Origin of the sequence: Micromonospora sp. NPDC050695 (genome assembly GCF_040654415.1) — a bacterium.
Classification (GTDB): Bacteria; Actinomycetota; Actinomycetes; order Mycobacteriales; family Micromonosporaceae; genus Micromonospora.
This window is the reverse complement of record NZ_JBFAHZ010000050.1, coordinates 1-18686: the sequence shown is the minus strand read 5'-3', so window position 1 is coordinate 18686 and position 18686 is coordinate 1. Positions and strand designations below refer to the sequence as shown.

The 18686-nt window shown below is 71.6% G+C and carries 12 protein-coding genes; 7 read left to right on the top strand and 5 right to left on the bottom strand.

Annotated elements, in window-relative coordinates:
• Nucleotides 1-27: 27 nt before the first annotated feature.
• On the top strand, nt 28-1974 hold the full coding sequence (gene dxs, locus AB0H52_RS26205) for a 1-deoxy-D-xylulose-5-phosphate synthase (RefSeq protein WP_151490742.1): 1947 nt from the start codon (nt 28-30) through the stop codon (nt 1972-1974).
• Between the two features lie 176 nt (nt 1975-2150).
• On the opposite strand, the gene AB0H52_RS26200 is transcribed toward dxs, so the two are convergent.
• Entirely contained in the window at nt 2151-3311 is a 1161-nt protein-coding gene (locus tag AB0H52_RS26200) for a hypothetical protein (RefSeq protein ID WP_357950712.1), read from the bottom strand.
• Nucleotides 3312-3859: 548 nt separating this feature from the next.
• Here AB0H52_RS26200 and AB0H52_RS26195 point away from each other — a divergent pair.
• Together AB0H52_RS26195 and AB0H52_RS26190 are read left to right on the top strand one after the other, a co-directional pair.
• The gene (locus tag AB0H52_RS26195; RefSeq protein WP_225854817.1) at nt 3860-5647 is read left to right on the top strand and encodes a hypothetical protein; all 1788 of its coding nucleotides are present in this window, start codon (nt 3860-3862) and stop codon (nt 5645-5647) included.
• Nucleotides 5647-7437, top strand: coding sequence for a hypothetical protein (locus AB0H52_RS26190; RefSeq protein ID WP_357950697.1), 1791 nt, complete (start codon nt 5647-5649; stop codon nt 7435-7437). The genes AB0H52_RS26195 and AB0H52_RS26190 overlap by 1 nt, the downstream gene beginning before the upstream one ends.
• Here the strand turns inward: AB0H52_RS26190 and AB0H52_RS26185 are convergent, their stop codons facing one another.
• The gene (locus AB0H52_RS26185) at nt 7438-9297 is read right to left on the bottom strand and encodes a hypothetical protein (protein ID WP_192580495.1); all 1860 of its coding nucleotides are present in this window, start codon (nt 9295-9297) and stop codon (nt 7438-7440) included.
• 124 nt (nt 9298-9421) lie between these two features.
• Between AB0H52_RS26185 and AB0H52_RS26180 the strand changes: the two genes are divergently transcribed.
• A complete protein-coding gene (locus AB0H52_RS26180; RefSeq protein WP_151492839.1) occupies nt 9422-10699 on the top strand; it encodes a PQQ-binding-like beta-propeller repeat protein in 1278 nt (425 codons plus the stop codon).
• A complete protein-coding gene (locus AB0H52_RS26175; protein WP_357950694.1) occupies nt 10696-11976 on the top strand; it encodes a PQQ-binding-like beta-propeller repeat protein in 1281 nt (426 codons plus the stop codon). The genes AB0H52_RS26180 and AB0H52_RS26175 overlap by 4 nt, the downstream gene beginning before the upstream one ends.
• On the opposite strand, the gene AB0H52_RS26170 is transcribed toward AB0H52_RS26175, so the two are convergent.
• The gene (locus AB0H52_RS26170; protein WP_357950692.1) at nt 11977-13083 is read right to left on the bottom strand and encodes a peptidase C39 family protein; all 1107 of its coding nucleotides are present in this window, start codon (nt 13081-13083) and stop codon (nt 11977-11979) included. It abuts the gene before it with no gap.
• Nucleotides 13084-13221: 138 nt separating this feature from the next.
• Between AB0H52_RS26170 and AB0H52_RS26165 the strand changes: the two genes are divergently transcribed.
• Nucleotides 13222-13890, top strand: coding sequence for a response regulator transcription factor (locus AB0H52_RS26165; RefSeq protein ID WP_088951539.1), 669 nt, complete (start codon nt 13222-13224; stop codon nt 13888-13890).
• Complete coding sequence (locus AB0H52_RS26160; RefSeq protein ID WP_151492963.1) at nt 13887-15065, top strand: HAMP domain-containing sensor histidine kinase; 1179 nt, start codon at nt 13887-13889, stop codon at nt 15063-15065. The genes AB0H52_RS26165 and AB0H52_RS26160 overlap by 4 nt, the downstream gene beginning before the upstream one ends.
• Nucleotides 15066-15199: 134 nt before the next feature.
• Here AB0H52_RS26160 and AB0H52_RS26155 read toward each other — a convergent pair whose 3' ends face one another.
• Complete coding sequence (locus AB0H52_RS26155) at nt 15200-15781, bottom strand: hypothetical protein (protein WP_151492964.1); 582 nt, start codon at nt 15779-15781, stop codon at nt 15200-15202.
• A gap of 10 nt (nt 15782-15791) precedes the next feature.
• A complete protein-coding gene (locus AB0H52_RS26150) occupies nt 15792-17786 on the bottom strand; it encodes a hypothetical protein (protein ID WP_151492965.1) in 1995 nt (664 codons plus the stop codon).
• Nucleotides 17787-18686: the final 900 nt, after the last annotated feature.

Sequence of the window (18686 nt, the reverse complement as noted above, 5' to 3'; positions counted from 1 at the left end):
ACCGGGCGGCCGATAGACTCTCCGGTCATGAGCGTTGAAGAGGACACGGCCAACCACGGTCGGTTGCTGGGGACGGTCCGCGGTCCGCAGGACGTCAAGCGGATGTCGGGCGAGGAATTGGACGTTCTCGCCGCGGAGATCCGGGACTTCCTGATCGCGAAGGTCTCCCGCACCGGCGGGCACGTCGGGCCCAACCTCGGTGTGGTCGAGCTGACGCTGGCCATGCACCGCGTCTTCGACTCCCCCCGCGACCGGCTCCTGTTCGACACCGGCCACCAGGCGTACGTACACAAGATCCTCACCGGACGCCAGGCCGGCTTCGACAAGCTCCGCCAGCGCGGTGGCCTCTCCGGCTACCCCAGCCAGGCGGAGAGTGAGCACGACCTGATCGAGAACTCGCACGCCTCCACCGCGCTCTCCTACGCCGACGGCCTGGCCAAGGCGTACGCGCTGCGGGGCGAGGCGCGCAGCGTCGTGGCCGTGGTCGGTGATGGCGCGCTCACCGGCGGCATGTGCTGGGAGGCGCTGAACAACATCGCCACCGCCGGCAACTCCCTGGTGATCGTGGTCAACGACAACGGCCGGTCCTACTCGCCGACCATCGGCGGCCTCGCCGACCACCTCTCGTCGCTGCGGCTCAACCCCGGCTACGAGAAGGTCCTCGACACCGTCAAGGACGCCCTCGGCTCGACGCCGCTGGTCGGCAAGCCGATGTACGAGGTGCTGCACGCGGTCAAGAAGGGCATCAAGGACGCCGTCGCCCCGCAGGCGATGTTCGAGGACCTCGGCATCAAGTACGTCGGCCCGGTGGACGGGCACGACGTGGCCGCGGTCGAGTCGGCGCTGCGCGCCGCGAAGAACTTCGGCGGCCCGGTGATCGTGCACGCCGTCACCCGCAAGGGCTACGGCTACCGCCCGGCCGAGGAGGACGAGGCGGACTGCCTGCACGGCCCCGGCAGCGCCTTCGACGTGGAGACCGGCGCGCTGCTGGCCGCACCCTCGGTCAAGTGGACCCACGTCTTCGCCGACGAGCTGCTGGCCGTCGCCGACGAACGACCGGACGTGGTGGGCATCACCGCCGCCATGGCCGAGCCGACCGGCATCGCGAAGCTGGCCCGCAAGTACCCCGCGCGGGTGTACGACGTCGGCATCGCCGAGCAGCACGCCGCCACCTCGGCGGCCGGGCTGGCACTCGGTGGCCTGCACCCGGTGGTCGCGGTCTACGCCACGTTCCTCAACCGCGCCTTCGACCAGGTCCTGCTGGACGTGGCGATGCACAAGCTGCCGGTGACCTTCGTGCTGGACAGGGCGGGCATCACCGGCCCGGACGGCCCCAGCCACTACGGCATCTGGGACATGTCGGTGTTCGGGGTGGTGCCCGGTCTGCGGATCGCCGCACCCCGCGACGCCGCCACGCTGCGCGAGGAACTGCGCGAGGCCCTTGCCGTCGACGACGGCCCGACCGTGGTGCGCTTCCCGACCGGCGCGGTCGCCGCGGACCTGCCGGCGCTGCGCCGGGTCGGCCCGGTCGACGTACTGGCCGAGTCGGCGCGTACCGACGTGCTGCTGGTCGCCGTCGGCTCCTTCGGGCAGATGGGCATGGAGGTGGCCGCCCGCGTCGCCGAGCAGGGCTACGGGGTGACGGTCGTCGACCCTCGCTGGGTGCGCCCGGTTCCGGCGGAACTGGTCGAGCTGGCCGCCAGCCACCGGCTCGTGGTGAGCGTCGAGGACGGCGTACGGGTCGGCGGGGTGGGCGACGCGCTCGCCCAGGCGATGCGCGACGCCGACGTCCGGGTGCCGTTGAAGGACCTGGGCGTACCGGCCGACTGGCACCCGCACGGCACCCGCGCGCAGATCCTCGCGGACCTGGGCCTGACCGCGCAGGACGTGGCCCGTGACGTCACCGGCTGGATCTCCAGCCTGGACGCCACCCCGGACCGCCTGACCCCGTCCAGAACCGCAGCCCAGAACTAGACCACGACACACCAACGGCGGGCGCCTCCTACGAGGGCGCCCGCCGTCGTCGTCCCATGCCCGTCTTTTGCGTCGTCGATCATGAAGTTGTGGTGCCCCGCGAAAGGTGTGAATCACCACCTACCGCCCACCACAAGTCCATGATCGACGCAGAAGGGGCGGGGGCGGGGGTGGGGTTAGCGGGGGCGGGGGGTTATGGAGCGGTAGTGGGTTTTGTCGGTGTTGGCGAGGCTGTAGGTCTGGGTGCGGGTGGGTTCGGGGACGACCACCAGGCCGGGGCGTTCCACCAGCAGCGGGGTTCCCGGCGGCACGGAGAGGGAGCTGTCCCGGGTGGCCCGCCAACTGAGCACCACCAGCGGCTGGCCCGGCACCGGCAGCTGGTACGTCTGCAACGGGGTGGCCCGGTCGGCCGGCGAGACCACCGGCGCGCTCCCGTCCGCCGGCCGGTAGATCACGGCGGTCATCGTGCCGGCGTCGGTGTCCCAGCTCAACTGCTGCAACTCGGCGGCCTCGCCGCCGCCGAGGGCGACCTCGCCGAGCGAGCGGACGGTCAGCTTCGCCATCGGCCACGACGTCGGCACCGAACGCGGCGCGTCCCGGTCGCCGATGCGTCGGGGGATGCTGCCGAACGGTCCCCGGTCGCCGGCCAGTACGCAGGTGTCCAGGCCGGTCAGCGCGCGCCGACCGGCGCCGGACTCGTCGCGGACCAGCGGGTAGCGCGGATCGACGGTGCCGGTGCCGAGGTCGAGGAGCCGGTCGGCGGCCCGCCCCCGGGGCAGCGACTCGGTGGCCCGCAGGGTCGCGGTCACCGGCGCCGCCGCGCAGGCCGGCACGTCGACCGGAGCGCTGAGACCGTCGGCGACGGTCAGCGCCCGGCCCTGCGGCCCGAGCAGCGTCTGCACCCGGGCGGAGACCAGGTAGCGCCGACCGCCGCCGGTCTGCACCGGCAGCACGTCGGAGTAGACCAGGTAGCCGGGGTCGGTGTACTCGGCGGCGCGGGTGATCGCGTACCGGTCGCCGTCGCGGGTGAGTTGCAGCAGCCAGGAGGCGCTCTCGCCGGGGACGTCCGCGGCGACCAGGGCCACCGGGGTGCCGTCGACCCGGCCGGAGAAGAGGATGCCGGACGAGGGCAGGTGTGCCCGGTCGTCGGCCGGTGAACGCCAGTCGCGCACCGCATCGGTGACCGCCGTCGTCGACGCCGCGTCGCGGGCCAGGTCGCCGCGGGGCGGCCACACCGCCAGTGAGCCGTCCAGGCTGTCGTACCCGACCCGCAGGTCCCGCGGTTGACGGTCGGCGACCGGGCCGCACGCCGTGGCGGCCAGCAGTACGCCCAGCAGGACGGTGAGCGCCCTGCCGTGCCGACGGCCTGGAGTCACCTGGCCCGCCCCCGATCGCCTCGCCGTCGCTGTCGGAAAGCGCCATAGTACGAGATGTCCGGCGCGGCACCTCAGGTGGTCGCCGCCACACCCACCACAGTGGACACCACCGGGGTTTTCGTGCCTTTTCGCCGCTCCGGTAGACTCCGCCGACTGTGACGCCTGCCGAGTCCCGCGCCCTGTCCGCGCCGCACCCGGAGGCGGCTGACGGCCTCGACGACCTCGACGAGACAGTGAACTACCGCACGCCGGCCAGCCGACCGGGCGGCCGCGTCGCCACGTCCGCCGCGCCGGCCGACGCCACCGTCGGCGTCGCCGACCCCGCGCCCGCGCCCGCGCTCGCGCTCGCGCTCGCCGAGCCTGCGCTCGCCGCACCGGCCACTACCGCCCCGGCCTCCGCCGGGCCGGCCGAAGCCTCCGTCGGCGTCGCCGAGCCCGCACTCGCCGCACCGGCCACGGCACCGGTCGATGTCCCGCCGGACACCGACGGCGCACCGGCCGACGCCGCCATCGGCGACGACGCCGACGCCGAGGTGCCGGGCAGGAACCGGTGGCGTCGGTGGACCCGGCGGCGGCAGCACCTCGCGGTCGGCGGGCTGTTCCTGCTCGCCGCGCTCTGGGTGACCAGCCGGATCTGGCTGGACCCGGCCGGCCGGGTGGCCTCGCTCTACACCGGCGACCCGGCGCAGGTGCAGTTCTTCCTCGCCCACTCGGTACGCGTGGTGCTGCACGGCGAGTACCCGTTCTACACCGAACAGTTCAACTACCCCGACGGCGTCAACCTGATGGCCAACACGGCCGTGCTGGCGCTGGGCATCCCGATGGTGCCGGTGACGCTGCTCTTCGGGCCGGCGGTGTCCTTCGTGGTGCTGGTGACGCTCGGTCTGGCCGGCACCGCCATGGCCTGGTACCTCATGCTCTCCCGGCACCTGGTGCGTACCCCGCTCGCGGCGGCGGTCGGCGGCTGGTTCTGCGGGTTCTCCCCGGCGATGCTGTCGCACGCCAGTTGGCATCCGAACATCATCAGCCAGTTCCTGTTGCCGTTCATCGTGTGGCGGGTGCTGGTGCTGACCCGGTCGGTTCGGCCGGTGCGTGACGGCGCGCTGCTCGCTCTGCTGGTCACCGCGCAGGCGTTCATCAACGAGGAGATCCTGCTCTTCACGGCCCTGGCCTGCGGTGTGTTCCTGATCGCGGTGCTCGTCCAGGAGCCCGCCCGCTGGTCGGCCGCGTGGCGACCGCTGGGCGCCGGCCTGGCGGTCTGCACGCTGCTGGCCGGGGCGCTGCTGGCGTACCCGCTGTACGTGCAGTTCGCCGGGCCGATGGCGTACCACGGGCTCAGCGACGCGGTGCGGGACTACGGCAACGACATCGCCGCCTTCTTCGCGCCGGGCTCTCCCACCCTCGGCGGCAACCAGCGGGCCAACATCAACCTGGCGCCGAACTACTCGGAGGAGAACGCCTTCTTCGGCTGGAGCCTGTCGCTGCTCGCCATCGCCATCGTGGTGTGGCTGCGCCGGGAGCTGGTCGTACGGGCTCTCGCGGCCACCGGCGTGCTCTTCGCCGTGCTCTCCCTGGGCGAGCGGGTCTCCTGGTGGGACCGGGAGCTGATCGCCGGCCCGTGGCAGTTGCTGGTCCACCTGCCGCTGCTGGACGCGGTCGTGCCGACCCGGTTCGGCCTGATCACCAGCGTGGTGATCGGTCTGCTGCTCGCGTTCGCCGTCGAACGGGCGTGGGCGCTGCGCCCCGCCGACCGCCGCACGGTCCGGATGCTCACCGCCGCCGGTCTGGCGTTCGCGCTGCTGCCGATCGCCCCGATGCCGCTGCGGATGGTCTCCCGGCCGCCGGTGCCGGACTTCATCACCGCCGACCGGTGGCGGGCGTACGTGGGCCCGGACCAGACACTGGTGCCGATTCCGGTGCCCAGCATGGGCAACACGCACGGCATGCGCTGGGCTGCCACCACCAACCTCGACTTCAAGATCCCGGGCGGTTACTTCCTCGCACCCCGCAACGGCAACACCGGTGACCCGGGTCGGTTCGGCGGACGGCCCAGCGGTGTCGGTGAGCTGCTGGAGGAGGTGGCCACCACCGGCCGTACCCCGGAACTCGACGACCGGCAGCGCCGCCGGTTCGCCGACGAGCTGCGCCACTGGCGGGCGGCGATCCTGGTGCTGCCGCTCCGCCAGCAGAACGCCGAGCCGTTGCGGCGTACCGTCGAGGACCTGGTCGGCCCCGGCCGCCAGGAACTGGACGTCTGGGTGTGGGACGTCCGGACGCTGACCGACCGCTCGGTCTGATGACCACCGGGACGGCGTCCCCGGCACCGGTCGCGCCGGCGCCGGTGCGGCGGTCCCGGCCGACCTGGCTGCCGGACGCGCTGGTGGTGGCCGGCTATCTGGCCCTGGCCGTCCTGCTGACCAGCGCGCAGTGGGGGCATCCGTGGCGGCTGTTCCACCAGGCCGGCGACCAGGTCCTCTTCGAGTGGATGCTGGCCCATGCGGCGCACGCCGTCGTCGAGGGGGAGAACCCGCTGCACAGCACGGCGTTGAACGCGCCGGACGGGGTCAACCTGATGGCGAACACCTCGGTGCTCGGCCTGGGTGTGCCGCTGACCCCGGTCACGCTGCTGTTCGGTTCACAGGTGGCGTTCTGCGTGGCGGTCGTCAGCTGCCTCGCCGGCACCGCGTCGGCCTGGTACGCGCTGCTGCGCCGCCGGCTGGTCGGCGCCCGGTCCGCGGCGGCGATCGGTGGCCTGATCTGCGGCTTCGCCCCCGGCATGATCGCTCAGGCGGGCGCGCACCTGCACATGGCCGCCCAGTTCCTGGTGCCGGCGATCCTCGCCCTGGTGTTCCGGCCCGCCGATGCCGAACGGTCCCCGTGGCGGCCCGGCGTCGGCCTCGGACTCCTGGTCGTCTGGCAGGTCTTCATCGGTGAGGAGACGCTGGTCTTCCTGGCACTCGCCGCCGGGGTGTTCGCGCTGGGCTTCGCGCTCGCCGACCGGGTGGCCGCCCGCCGGATCGCACCGGCCCTGCTCGGCCGCCTCACGGTGGCGGCCGGGGTGGCGGCGGTGCTGCTGGCGTACCCGCTGTGGTTCCAGTTCCGCGGCCCGCAGCACTACGCGGGGATGGCCTTCGCGGCGCACGGCTTCCAACTGGACGCGGCGTCGTTCACCGCCTCGGCCCGGCAGACCGTGCTCGGCGACGACTGGCTGCCGGGCCTGCTCTCGCCGAACCCGACCGAGGAGAACTCGTTCTTCGGCCCGGGGCTGCTGGTGCTCGCCGTGGTGATCGTGATCTGGCTGTGGCGCCGGCCGCTGGTGCGCGCGCTGGCCGGCTGCGGCCTGGTGTTCGCGGTGCTCTCGCTCGGCACCGAGCTGCGGGTCGACGGCACCGCCACCGGCGTTCCGGGGCCGTACCGGCTGGTCGCCGGGCTGCCGCTGCTCGACCTCGCGGTGCCGGCCCGGTTCGCGCTGGTGTGCGTGCCGGTGCTGGGGATGCTGGTGGCGCTCTCCCTGGACCGGGTCCGGGCGGCGCGCCGGCTGCCGGCCGTGCCGGGTCTGCCGGTACGGCTGCTGTGGGCCGGTGCGGTGGCCGCCGCCCTGCTGCCGCTTGTCCCGACACCGATCCGGGTGGTGCCGGTCGCGCCGGTACCGGGGTTCGTCGCCGACGGCGGGTGGCGTCCCCTGGTGCCGCCCGGCCGGACGGTGGTCGCCGTACCCCCGGTCACCGGCGCGGCGCGGAGCCCGGTGATGCTCTGGTCCGCCCGCACCGGGCTCGCGTTCCCGGCGCCGGGTGGGTACTTCATCGGACCGAGTGGCCCGGACGATCCGACGGCCCGCTGGGGAGCACCGGACCGGCCCACGTCGGTGCTGCTGCGCCGGGTGGCCGACACCGGCGTGGTGCCGGTGCTCAGCGACGTCGACCGCCGCCAGGCCGTGGAGGATCTCCGGCACTGGCGGGCCGCCGTCGTGGTGCTCGGCAACCTGACCAACGGCGACCCGGTCCGCCGGACCGTCGACGACCTGCTCGGACCGGGCCGTCCGGTCGACGGCGGGTGGATGTGGGACGTCCGAAGCCTGGCGGGCTGATCAACCCACCAGGGTGCGGACGTCCCAGACCCAGACGTCGTCGACCCGCTGCGGCGGCCCGATCAGGGCGGTGACCAGCTCCCGCAGCACCGCCTCGCGCGGGTGCGCCCCGAGCACCACCACCGACGCCCGCCAGAAGCGCAGGTCCTCCACGGCCTGGCGGCGGTTCTCGTCGGTGAGCGCCGGGACGGTGCCCGCGTCCATGGTGGAGTAGATGAGGCTGCTGGTCGGCCGGTTCGGCGCGCCGAAGACCCCCTCGCCCAACTCGTTCGGGCCGATGAAGTAGCCGCCCGGGACGGGGAACTCCTGCCCGGTCAGCGCGCTCCAGCGCAGCGTGGGCAGGCCGTGCACGTTGCTCGGGATCGGCACCGGCACCAGGGTCCGGCCCGCCGGCACGTACGGCCGCCAGCCGCCGGCGGTGATGAAGTGCGGCGGCGGTTCGATCTGCTGGGCGGGCAGTGGCCGGGGGAAGAGCGGCAGCACGGCGAGGGTGACCGCCGCGTACCCCACCGGGCGCAGCCACCGCCGACGGGACGCGACGGACGGTTCGCCGGTGCGCTGGGCCGGCACCGGCGGCCGGTCGGCGGCCGGGGAGCCCTGACGGGACGCGGCGTCCCAGGTCAGCGCGAGCAGTACGCCGACCGCCGCGGCGACCACCAGCGTCAGGCGGGTCGGCATCATCATCTCGACCAGCGGCAGGTCGTCCGGCACGTACGACCACGGGCCGCGCACCCCGGTCTCCACGCCGTCGAACCGCACCCGGGGCCCGATCGAGGCGACCGTGAAGACCACGATCAGCACCGCGGCGATCCGGGCCGGTAGCGAGCGGCGGACGAGCAGCACCAGCGCGACCACCGAGAGCAGCACCAGCGGCCAACCGAACCAGGTGTTCTGCTCGGTCAACCCGATGGTCTGCTCCACCGCCGGGTCGCCGGCCCAGGTGTCCCGGGCGAAGGTGACGAACGCGACGAGGTCCTCACCCCAGTTGTGGAAGACGCCGCCCTGTAGGCCGCGGTAGGACTGCGGGCCGTTGAACTGGAACCAGATCGGATACGCGGCGAGCAGCAGCGCCAGCCCACCGGCGACGCCGAGCCCGGCCAGGAACGTGCCGGCGGCGGCCCGCGTGGCGGCCGGCCGCTGCACGGCGTACGCCAGCACCACGACGAGGCAGGCCAGCGCGGTGAGCAGCAGCATCTCCTCATTGATGAAGATCTGGTACGCCACCAGCGCCCCGAGCACCAGCCCGTTGCGCCGCCACCGGCCCGGCTCGCCGAGGCGCAGCACCCGCACCACGATCAGCGGCAGCAGGAAGTTGGACACGAAGTTGGGTTGGCCGTTGGCATGGTGGATGATGCCCGGCGCGAAGCCGAGGAACGCGCCGCCGACGAAGGCCGCCGCCCGGGAGCGCACCAGGTGACGGGAGAGCATCCAGTACGCGGTGCCGGCGGTCGCGGCGAGGGCCCCGCCCAGGTAGAGCGCGTACATCACCTGGGGGCCGAGCAGCATGGTCAGCGGCGCCAACGGCAGGGTCACCCCGAGAAGCGAGGTGTTCGCCATCATGTTCACCCCGTCCGGGGCGTTCTGCCGGGCTGTGAACAGCGGGTTCTCCAGGTGCCGAACGGAGTACGCGCCGTGCGCGAACAACCACTCGAACCAGCTGTGGTCGGTGGGCAGGTGCGAGGAGACCCGGCCGGTCACGTCACCCCAGTAGTTGAGGCAGACGAACACGCCCAGCACCACATAGGCTCCGAGGGCCACGAGGTCGGCGCGGCCGGGTCGACGTCGAGGTCGCCGTGTCGGCTCGACCTCGACCGGGTCGGCGTCGGTTACGGGATTCAGCGAGGGGTCTACCACCGGCACAGCCACGACGCGCCATCGTACAGGCGGTGATGCGTCGGATTTGCCGGGCCGGTGTGCCCGCGGTCGGTTTTGCCGGGGCGACCCGTTCGCCGGCCGCGACGGGTGACGGAAGGACGGACGGTCGGTGTCGATCATCGAGCTGGGCGAGGTCCACGGCGATGACGCCTCGATGGCGCCGGCGCCCCGCCCGCCGCGTGCCGTCGGCCGCCCGGCGCGCAGCGTGGCCGTACTGCTGCTGGCCGCTGTCGTGTTGGCCGGTGCCGCGCCGGTGCCCGGGCGCATGGTGAGTCCGGTGCCGGCCGCGCGGGCCGCCGCGGCGTACCTCGCCGAGGACGGCGTCTTCGTCGTCGATCCGCCGACCGCCACCGGTGACCGCTACCTGACCGCGTACGCCCCGCCGACGGCGGACGGTGGCGTGCGGCGGCGGTGGCAGGCACCCCTGCCCCGCACCGGCGACTACCTCGGCGTCCGGGTCGAGCGAGGACTGGTGCTGGTGCTGGGGATCAGCGCCGCCAACGGTGTGTTCCAGACCACCGCCTTCGCCGCCGAGACGGGTCGGCAGCGCTGGCAGCACTACGGCCGTTCGCAGCCGACGGCGGACGGCGGGCCGCTGCTGATCGACGACACGACCGATGAGCCGGCCGTGCTGAGCCGGGTCGAGCCGGACACCGGACGGGTGTTGTGGTCGGTGCCGATCCCGCCGCCCAGCAACGCCGCCTACCAGGTGCACGACGGCCGCGTCGACCGGTTCGTGCTCGTGCAGCCCACCGGCGAGGTGCAGGTGCACGACGCCGGCAGCGGCGACCTGCTGCGCAGCGTGGACACGCTGCCCGGCGACCGGTCGGCGTTCCAACGGGTGCAGGTCGTCGACGACCTGCTGCTGCTCGTCCCACCCGGCGGGACCCGGCTGCTCGGCTACGGGCTGCCCGACCTGTCGCCACGCTGGGCGGCCGACGTGCCGCTGGTGTCCTATGTGATCGGTTGCGCGGGTCTGCTCTGCGCGTTGCAGCAGACCGGCGGCCTCCAGGTTCTCGATCCGGCCAGCGGCGCGGTGCGCTGGTCGGACCCGGGCCTGGACACGCTGACCGACGTCCGGCGCGGCCGGATGCTGGTGGCCGGGCCCAACCAGCGGTACGCGGCGCGGGATGCGGCGACCGGGCAGGCGCGGGCCGAGCTGGGCCAGTGGAACCTGGTGCCGACGCTCCGACCGGACGACCCGTTGGTCGGCGTGCGTCCGGTGCGCGACGGGCGGCTGGTCGTCGCCGAACTGGACCTGGTGGCCGGCCGGTCGCGCATCATCGACGTGCTTCCGGATGTCGTGGGCAACTGCCAGGCGTCCCTGCCGATCCTGCTCTGCCAGCGCCTCGACGGGTCGACCGCGTTGTGGCGGTTGCCGGAATGACCGGCCCGGTCATCGACCTGGGCGAGCTGCGGCACACCTCGGAGCCGGCCCCGCTGCCCCGCCCACCCCGGGCGAACGGCCGACCGCTGCGGTGCGCGCTGGTCCTCCTGCTCGTGCTGGCCACCCTCGCCGCCGCGGCACCGACACCCCGGCGGGACGTGGTGACGCTGCCGGCGCAGATCGCCGCCGAGACGCTGCTCGCCGACGGCGTGTTCGTGGTCCTCGACCCGGTCCCCGCCCGGCCGACACAGCGGACCCTGACCGTCTACCGGATGCCGGGCGGCGAGCGGGTGTGGCAGACCCCGGTGCCGGTGGAGGGCCGGTCCTGGGGAATCGCGTCGGTGGGCGGGGCGCTGCTGGTCACCGTCTACGAGAGCGACATGCCCGGTCAAGGCTCGCTGTCCCTGGCGTTCGACCGGGAGACCGGGGCGTACCGGTGGCAGCAGCCGGGCAGCCCCGTCGAGCTGGCGGACGGCAATCTGTTGCTGCAGTCCAGCAGCGGAGACGACCCGATCGGCCTACGCGCGGTCGATCCCTGCTGCGGCACCGTGCGCTGGCAGGTGTCGGCGGACGCCGCCGTCAGCTTCCGGCACCGGGGGCGAGGGGCGGACCGCATGGTGCTCACGCGGGCGGGCGGTCGGATCGAGGTACGCGACGCCACCACCGGTGCGGCACTGGCCACTGCCGACCTGGGCGACTCCGGCGGCGGGCCCCAGATCACGCAGGTGGTGAACGACCTGCTGGTGACCATCACGGGGAGCCCGGCCACGATCACCGCGTACGGACTGGACCGGCTGGAGAGGCGGTGGAGCGTCCCCGCCCGGCAGGCCGAGTTCGCGTTCGACTGCGGCCCGGTGCTGTGTCTGCACCTCGGCGGTGTCGGGCTGTGGGCGGTGGACCCCGCCACCGGCGAACCGCGCTGGTACAGCGACCGCTGGTCGTGGGTGTTCTCGTACGGCGACCGGTTGGTCGCCAGCGTGGCGAACAGCTCCGGCACGCGACTGGAGCAGCTCGTCGTGCTCGATCCGGCGACCGGGCGGGAGGTGGCCGAGCTGGGCGGCTGGGAGCTGGCCCAGTCCGGCTTCGGCAACCCGCTGGTCGGTGTGCGCCGGCATCCGGACGGGGGACTGTACGTCGCGCGGCTCGATGTCAGCGCCGGGAAGGCGCGCCCGCTGGACGTGCTGCCCGGCGTCGCCGGGAGCTGCCAGGCGAGCGTGGGCGTTCTGCTCTGCCAGCGCGTCGACGGCTCGTACCGGCTGCTGCGCACCCCCGACTGATCACCAGTTGGCCTGCTCGGGCGGCAGGGGCAGTGGCACCGACGTGGGCCGCAGCACGTACGCCAGGCCACCGCTGCCGCGTTGCCACACCGCCGCGAACCGCTGCCGGGGCACCGTCCGCCGTACCGAGTCGTCGTCCGGCGCGTACGGGTCGTTGAGCACCGGGTCGCCGTCGACGGTGAAGCCGACCAGCACCATGAGGTGCCCTCGGGTGTCGTAGGCGAGCCCCGGCACGTCGTCGGCCCGGAACGCCGCGGAGACGATCAGGGGGATGCCGGCGGCGACGAACGCCTCCGCCTCGGTCAGCGACCGCAGCCGGGTGACGAACGCGTCCACCCCGTGCAGACCCGCGTAGGCGGTGTTGAACGGCCAGTTGCCGGTCCCGGCGTAGGCGTGGTCGTAGCAGTGCCGGGCGGCGTGCACCACCACCGGACGCGGGCCGGGCGGCTGCACCCAGGCGTACCGCTCGGGCGGCGGCGCGGCACCCCAGTAGGCGAGCACCATCGAGGTGCAGGTGGGGCTGCACCAGGAGTCGCCGCCGCCACCCCACTGCGCGTGCTGTCCGGCGTACAGCCGCTGTGAGTAGCGGGGCACGTCCAGCACCCGACCCCGAGCGGCGGTCGAGGCGGGCACCGGCTCGTACCCCTGCCCGACGGGTGTGCGCCCGGTGGCGACCGCGCCGATGCTGCGCAGCACCGGGCCGGTCGGGCTGCCCTCCGGCCGGCGCGGGGTCACCCGTGCCTGCCAGCCGGTGACCGTCGCTCCCGTCACGGTCAGGGTGTCGGTGTCCACCCGGGCGTCACCGCCGCGCTGGCCGGGCACCGAGGTGCGCCGTACCGTGCGGTCGTCGGCCGACCAGCGGGCCAGCAGGTACCAGTCGGTGCTGGGCGTGTCGCCGTGCCAGCCGCGCAGCTCGACCTCGATCCAGCAGCCGTCCGGGGTGTCGGCGGTCCACGACGGCACCACCTCGGCGACCTCGAAGCCGACCCGCACCGGCGGCGACGTCCACCCGCCCCGCTCGTCGACGGTGCCGGCCGTCGAGTCCGCCGGGAGGTGGAAGCCCCGGTAGGCGATGTCCCGCCGGGTGGGTGGTGCCGTGCTGCTCATGCCGGGTCCGTCCGTCGCTCGGTGCGGGCAGCATCGCGTACGCCGAGCTGGTCCGCAACGCCGACCGGCGCGGACGGCGAGGGACGATGGTTGCCGGCCGGCACTAGGTTGTCGGTGGTCAGCAGCGAGGAGGCCGGGATGCGGGTACTGGTGGTGGAGGACGAGCGCAACCTCGCCGACGCGATCGCGCGCGGGTTGCGCAAGCGGGGGATGGCGGTCGACGTGGCGTACGACGGCGACGCCGGCCACGAGGCGGCGTTCGTCACCCGGTACGACGTGGTGGTGCTCGACCGTGACCTGCCGGGTGTGCACGGCGACCAGATCTGCGCCGACCTGGCCGCCTCCGGCGCGCTGACCCGGGTGTTGATGCTGACCGCCAGCGGCACGGTCGCCGACCGGGTGGAGGGGTTGCAGCTCGGCGCGGACGACTACCTGCCCAAGCCGTTCGCCTTCGACGAGTTGGTGGCCCGGGTGCAGGCGCTGGGCCGGCGGGCCACTCCGGCGGCGCCGCCGGTGCTCGAACTGGCCGACCTGGTGCTCGACCCGGCCCGCCGGGTGGCCACCCGCGCCGGAGTGCCCGTCGACCTCACCAACAAGGAGTTCGGGGTGCTCAGCGAGCTGCTCAAGGCGCGCGGCGCGGTGGTCTCCTCCGAGGAGTTGCTGGAACGGGTCTGGGACGCGAACACCGACCCGTTCACCACCATCGTCCGGGTCACCGTCATGACGCTGCGCAAGAAGCTCGGTGACCCGCCGCTGATCGAGACGGTGGTCGGCGCCGGCTACCGGACGGCCGAGGTCGGCGCGTGAGCCGCCGCCTGCGTCCGACGCTGCGGCTGCGGCTGACTCTGCTCAACGGCGTGCTGCTGATCGGCGCGGGAGCGATCCTGGTGCTGCTGGCCTGGCTGCTGGTCCGCGACGCGCTGCGACCCACCGACGAGCTGGTGCCCGGCACGATCGTGCTGCTCTCCGACGGCCGGCAGATGGACGCCGCGCAGTGGCAGCGGCAGCTCGTCGATGCCGCCTCCGGGGAGCTGCTGGCCAAGGGCCTGGTCGCGCTGCTCGCGATCAGCGTGGTCGGGGTGGCTGGCGCGTACGCGGTGGCCGGGCGGGCGCTGCGCCCCCTGCATCAGGTCACGGCGACCGCGCAGCGGCTCGGTGAGGCGACCCTGGACCAGCGGATCGGCTACTCGGGCGCCGACGACGAGGTGGCCGAGCTGGCCAAGACGTTCGACGCGATGCTGGACCGGATCGCGTCCGCGTTCGAGGCGCAGAAACGCTTCGTGGCCAACGCCTCGCACGAGCTGCGGACTCCGCTCGCCGTGATGCGCACCGAGATCGACGTGACGCTCAGCGACGACGATGCGGACGCCGCCGAGTACCGCCGGATGGCCACCGTGGTCCGCGACGCCTCGGAGCGGGCGAACGGGCTGGTGGACGCGCTGCTGGTGCTGGCCCGCAGCGAGGCGCAGGCCGGGCGGCGACTCGGTCGGCGTACCGAATGTGATCTGGCCGCCGGCACCGCCAACGCGTTGTCGGCGATGCGTCGTGAGGTGGACCGGATCGGCTTGCGGGTGCAGACATCGCTGGAGTCCGCGCCGGTGGTCGGCGACCCGGGACTGCTCGACCGGCTGGCCGGCAACCTCATCGAGAACGCGGTCCGCTACAACCACCTGCACGGTCGGCTCTGGGTGCGTACCGGCACCGACGGCGACCGCTCGTGGCTGGTGGTCGGCAACACCGGGTTCGAGGTGGACCAGGCCGACGTGCCGGGACTGTTCGAGCCGTTCCGGCGCGGCGGACGGGAACGCACCGGTGCCCGCGGGTCCGGCCTGGGGCTGTCCATCGTCCGGGCGGTCTGCAACGCCCACGGCGGCACGGTACGGGTCATCGCGCAGCCCGGCGGTGGCCTGGAGGTGACCGTCGACCTGCCCTGTGCCGACGCGGTGCCCGTGGGCAACGCGGAAGCGGGTGACGGGCGCTGAGAGGCGTTCGGGCGCGACCCTTCGACACTCCCGTCTGGACACAGGAAGAATTGTCGGCAGGGTCACGCCCGCCCCTGCACCTCTATGTCCTGCGGGTCCTTCGATCACTTAGCCGTTGGGCCTCGGCGATACCGCTATGGGCACGAGGTTCCGCGTTGAGCGCCTCTAACCTCGAATCTAACTTTCATTCGCTGACGGTACACGTTCTCTTTGTTCTTGTACCTAATCTCAAGCTCGTCGATCGCCAGCTCACCCGGGGCGCAGACAGCGAATTCGAACATGATGAACCTTGCGTTGTTCCGTGGACCGGTGAGGGTGGTCCCGACCAGGTCGGTGGAGGGTCGACGGTGGGGGTCTTCGGCGTCCCCATTCTGGGTCTGCCAACCCAGGAGAACGGTCTTGTCGAAGTCTTCTATTTCGTAGACCCGCGCGCCCCTGAGCTCTATTCCTGGCGTAGCTCTACGGAGTTCAACCCCCAGAATGGTGATGGTTTTTCCCGGCGCGATGTCGAGCATGTCGATGCCGAACATCACCGCGTCGCCAACGAGCGGGGTGCGGGCGTACAAAGTTGCGCTAGTGAGGTCTGAATGTGTGATCAGGTTGCCGGACCGAGCGTTGTCGCTTGCCTTCAGGATGATGGGGACGGCGATGGCCGCCCCCACCATCACGATAAGCGAAGCGATCAGCGCACGCCGTTTCTTGAGCTGACCGCTCACAGCAATACTCCTAATAGCTGTAGAAACCCTTTGGCCCGCAGGTCATGCACTGTTGCATGAAGATATCGTGCGCGGGGCCGGTCTTACTCCCGGCGTCGTAATCTTGTTGCCGGCTCGTCGACCGACTGGTAGTGGCGGTGACGCCGAAGCCGAAGAGGCTCGCCGCCGCGCCAAACCCACGCGTCTTGCCCGACGTCTGGCTGTATCCCATGTTGCGAGTGATTTTATACCGGTACGGTGCCGCAGCCCACTTGTAGTAGCCGTCCATCGAGATCAGGTTGGCTCCAGCCCTTGAGGCGTACCAACCGTTGGGCACATAAACCTTGATCGGCTTGATAGTGTCGTAGGCGTACTTCCACTGGCGCGTGTTGCTGTTGCAGTAGTAGATCCGGTAGCGCTTGTACTGCATCGGCACATCGAGTTCCCTGGAATAGTACGGACCTCGGGCGCCAGAGTTGGCGGTGTAGCCCCAGTTGTTGCCGACGTGTGCGGTGCCGGATGCGCCCCAGGAACTGCCAGAGTTGTAGCTGAGGCCCACCGTCAGGTCGCTGTTGGCTGTCACACCGTAGGTCGCCTTGCCCGTGACGTCCCAGTAGGCATGGTGCTCGCCGACCGTGGTGTAGGCGTAATTCGTGGAGATGGTGTCGGTCCGTGTGGTCATCGACGAACAACTGGCCGCAGCGGCCATCCTGCCGTCGGCCTGTACCCCAAAGCCGCCAGAAAATGGCTGGACGACGGTGTTCGCGTAGTTCGTGGAGCCGATGATGTTGGGGTTCTGCGGATCCCGTGAGGGGCTGGTCGCGGGAAGAAACTTGTGGAAATCGAACGCCGTGTCTTCCGTGGTGACAGACGTGGGGTTACGGATTTCCTGCCCAGCGAAGCTGTTGGCGTACTCCGCCGCAGTTGGTGTCGGCTGGAGCTCGGGCTCAGTCAGGATCGGCACGAGAGGTGCAGAGAACCGCGGCGACTGGCGTGCTAGCACTGCCGCTTCGGTCAGGGTGCCGGCGGCAGCGACCCCGGTTTGGAGGCTCATCACACCGGCGAAGTCGCGCGTCCCGTCGTTCTGTTGACCGAGCGCGACGGCGTCGACGTTGAGGACACCGTCGTTCGCGATGGCTTCAGCTTGGAGCGCTGGTGAGAGGTTCGTCAGCGTCACCGACCAGGAGCCGTCGTTGCCGGTCGTCGCTTCGGCGATCGGCGCGGACTCGCCCTCGGCGACCGGGTAGATGTTGACCACGAAGCCGACAGCCGGGTTGCCATTCGGGAGTTTCAGGGTGCCGCCGACAGTGGGCAGGGCGGTCGGATCCCCGGTCGGCGTCGGATCAGGCACCGACGGAGGGATCGGCAGCGACGGGATCGTCTCGTAATCCGGCCCGAGAGTCTTCTCGTTGGTGGTGGTCAGACCGAATTCGTACGTGGCCGATTCGGCGACGTTACCGGCGTAGTCGACCGTCCAGGCCGCCAACGAGTGCCAACCTTCGGCAGGGGTAATGGAGGCGGTCGTGCTCCGTCGGCCGTCGGCGAGGAGGCCACCCGAAGAGCATTGAGCCGTTCCCGCGTCGAAACTGTAGCAGAGTTCGGCAGCCTCCTTCTCGATGCCGGTGCTGGTGATCGTAAACTCGCCGACTCCGCCGCTGGCGACGGTTTGATCCTGCGGGTACGCCAAGGACGCGATCGTCGGTGGCGTCGGGGCGACCGTGTCGGCGGTAATCGTGGACCATGCGGACCATGGGCCGTAAGGCACGGTGGAATATTGGGCGTCGCGTCCGCGGGCCCGCCACCGGTAAGTCTTTCCGTCAATCAGAACCCCGTCTGGCACGTATCGAGCTAGATCTCCCGTTCCGGCCTGCCAGATTACTGCCTCGGATGTGCCGACTTCCCACAGTTCGATGGTCGTGTACGGCTTTATGATGCCACCCAGCCGGCTGAGCGTGACAGCAAGTTTGGGGTTCGCGCCGACGTATTGCACCCCACCGTAAATTGGCCGCGCCGGAAGGACAGACATGCTTGACACTACAACGTCGTTCGCTGCCAGAGCCGGTCTGCCATCCAGCACAGGAAGAGCGGCGGCGATCAGGACGACCGTCGTTAGACGAGCAACTTTTTGGCGGCGCTGGCGCCAACGATGGACTTTTCTTATGCTCAAGTTGTGACTCCAAGGCCGTGGCTTAGCGGTCACGCCAGTCCGGTGACAGCTTGAAAATGCATTTGGTAGATGGCGACTTAGAGATGAACCTGCGAGTCGCGATGTACCGTGGGCCGAAGCTTAGCGTCTGCGTGATCGGGCGTGGGGCCCGGAAACCTCATTGTGGGTCACGGATTGAGTCGCCGTCACCTTCGGTCGAGGATTCAAGACGCGGTCGGGTAACGCAATCCTCGGACCAGCACGCTCGTCCCGTTGATGATCACAGCATGTAGTGTTCCGAGTTGATAACGAGGCTCCGTGACGGCCCGGGCCGGGGCAGAGGTGTGAACGCGCGGCGAGAGCAGCCATGCCGACCGCCTTCGCCTGATCGTCGGCGTACGTCTTCGGCCCGCCCGTGTGGCCCTGGCGAGGGTGGCGGTGCATCCGGCGGTGCTGTTGAGCGAGCGGCAGAGGCCGCAGCGTGAAGGGTTTGTACGCAGGGGGACGCGACGTCGACGGAGCCGGCGCAGACCTATCTCACCGCGTCAAGGCAGTGGCTGCGAGCCGACGGCTGCGAGGTGAAAGTCGAGGATTGGGGCGACCTGCCGGTGATGATCGGCCACCGGGGCGACTTGAAGTACAGCCGGCTCTGGGTGCGTGCCGGCACCGACGGCGACCGCTCGTGGCTAGGAGCGCGGGTCGGTAACGAGCAAGCTGTCGCGGGGTCGGGTCGGTGACGCTAGTGGCGTTTCGGGTCGGGTGGTTGGATGCCCGTGTCCG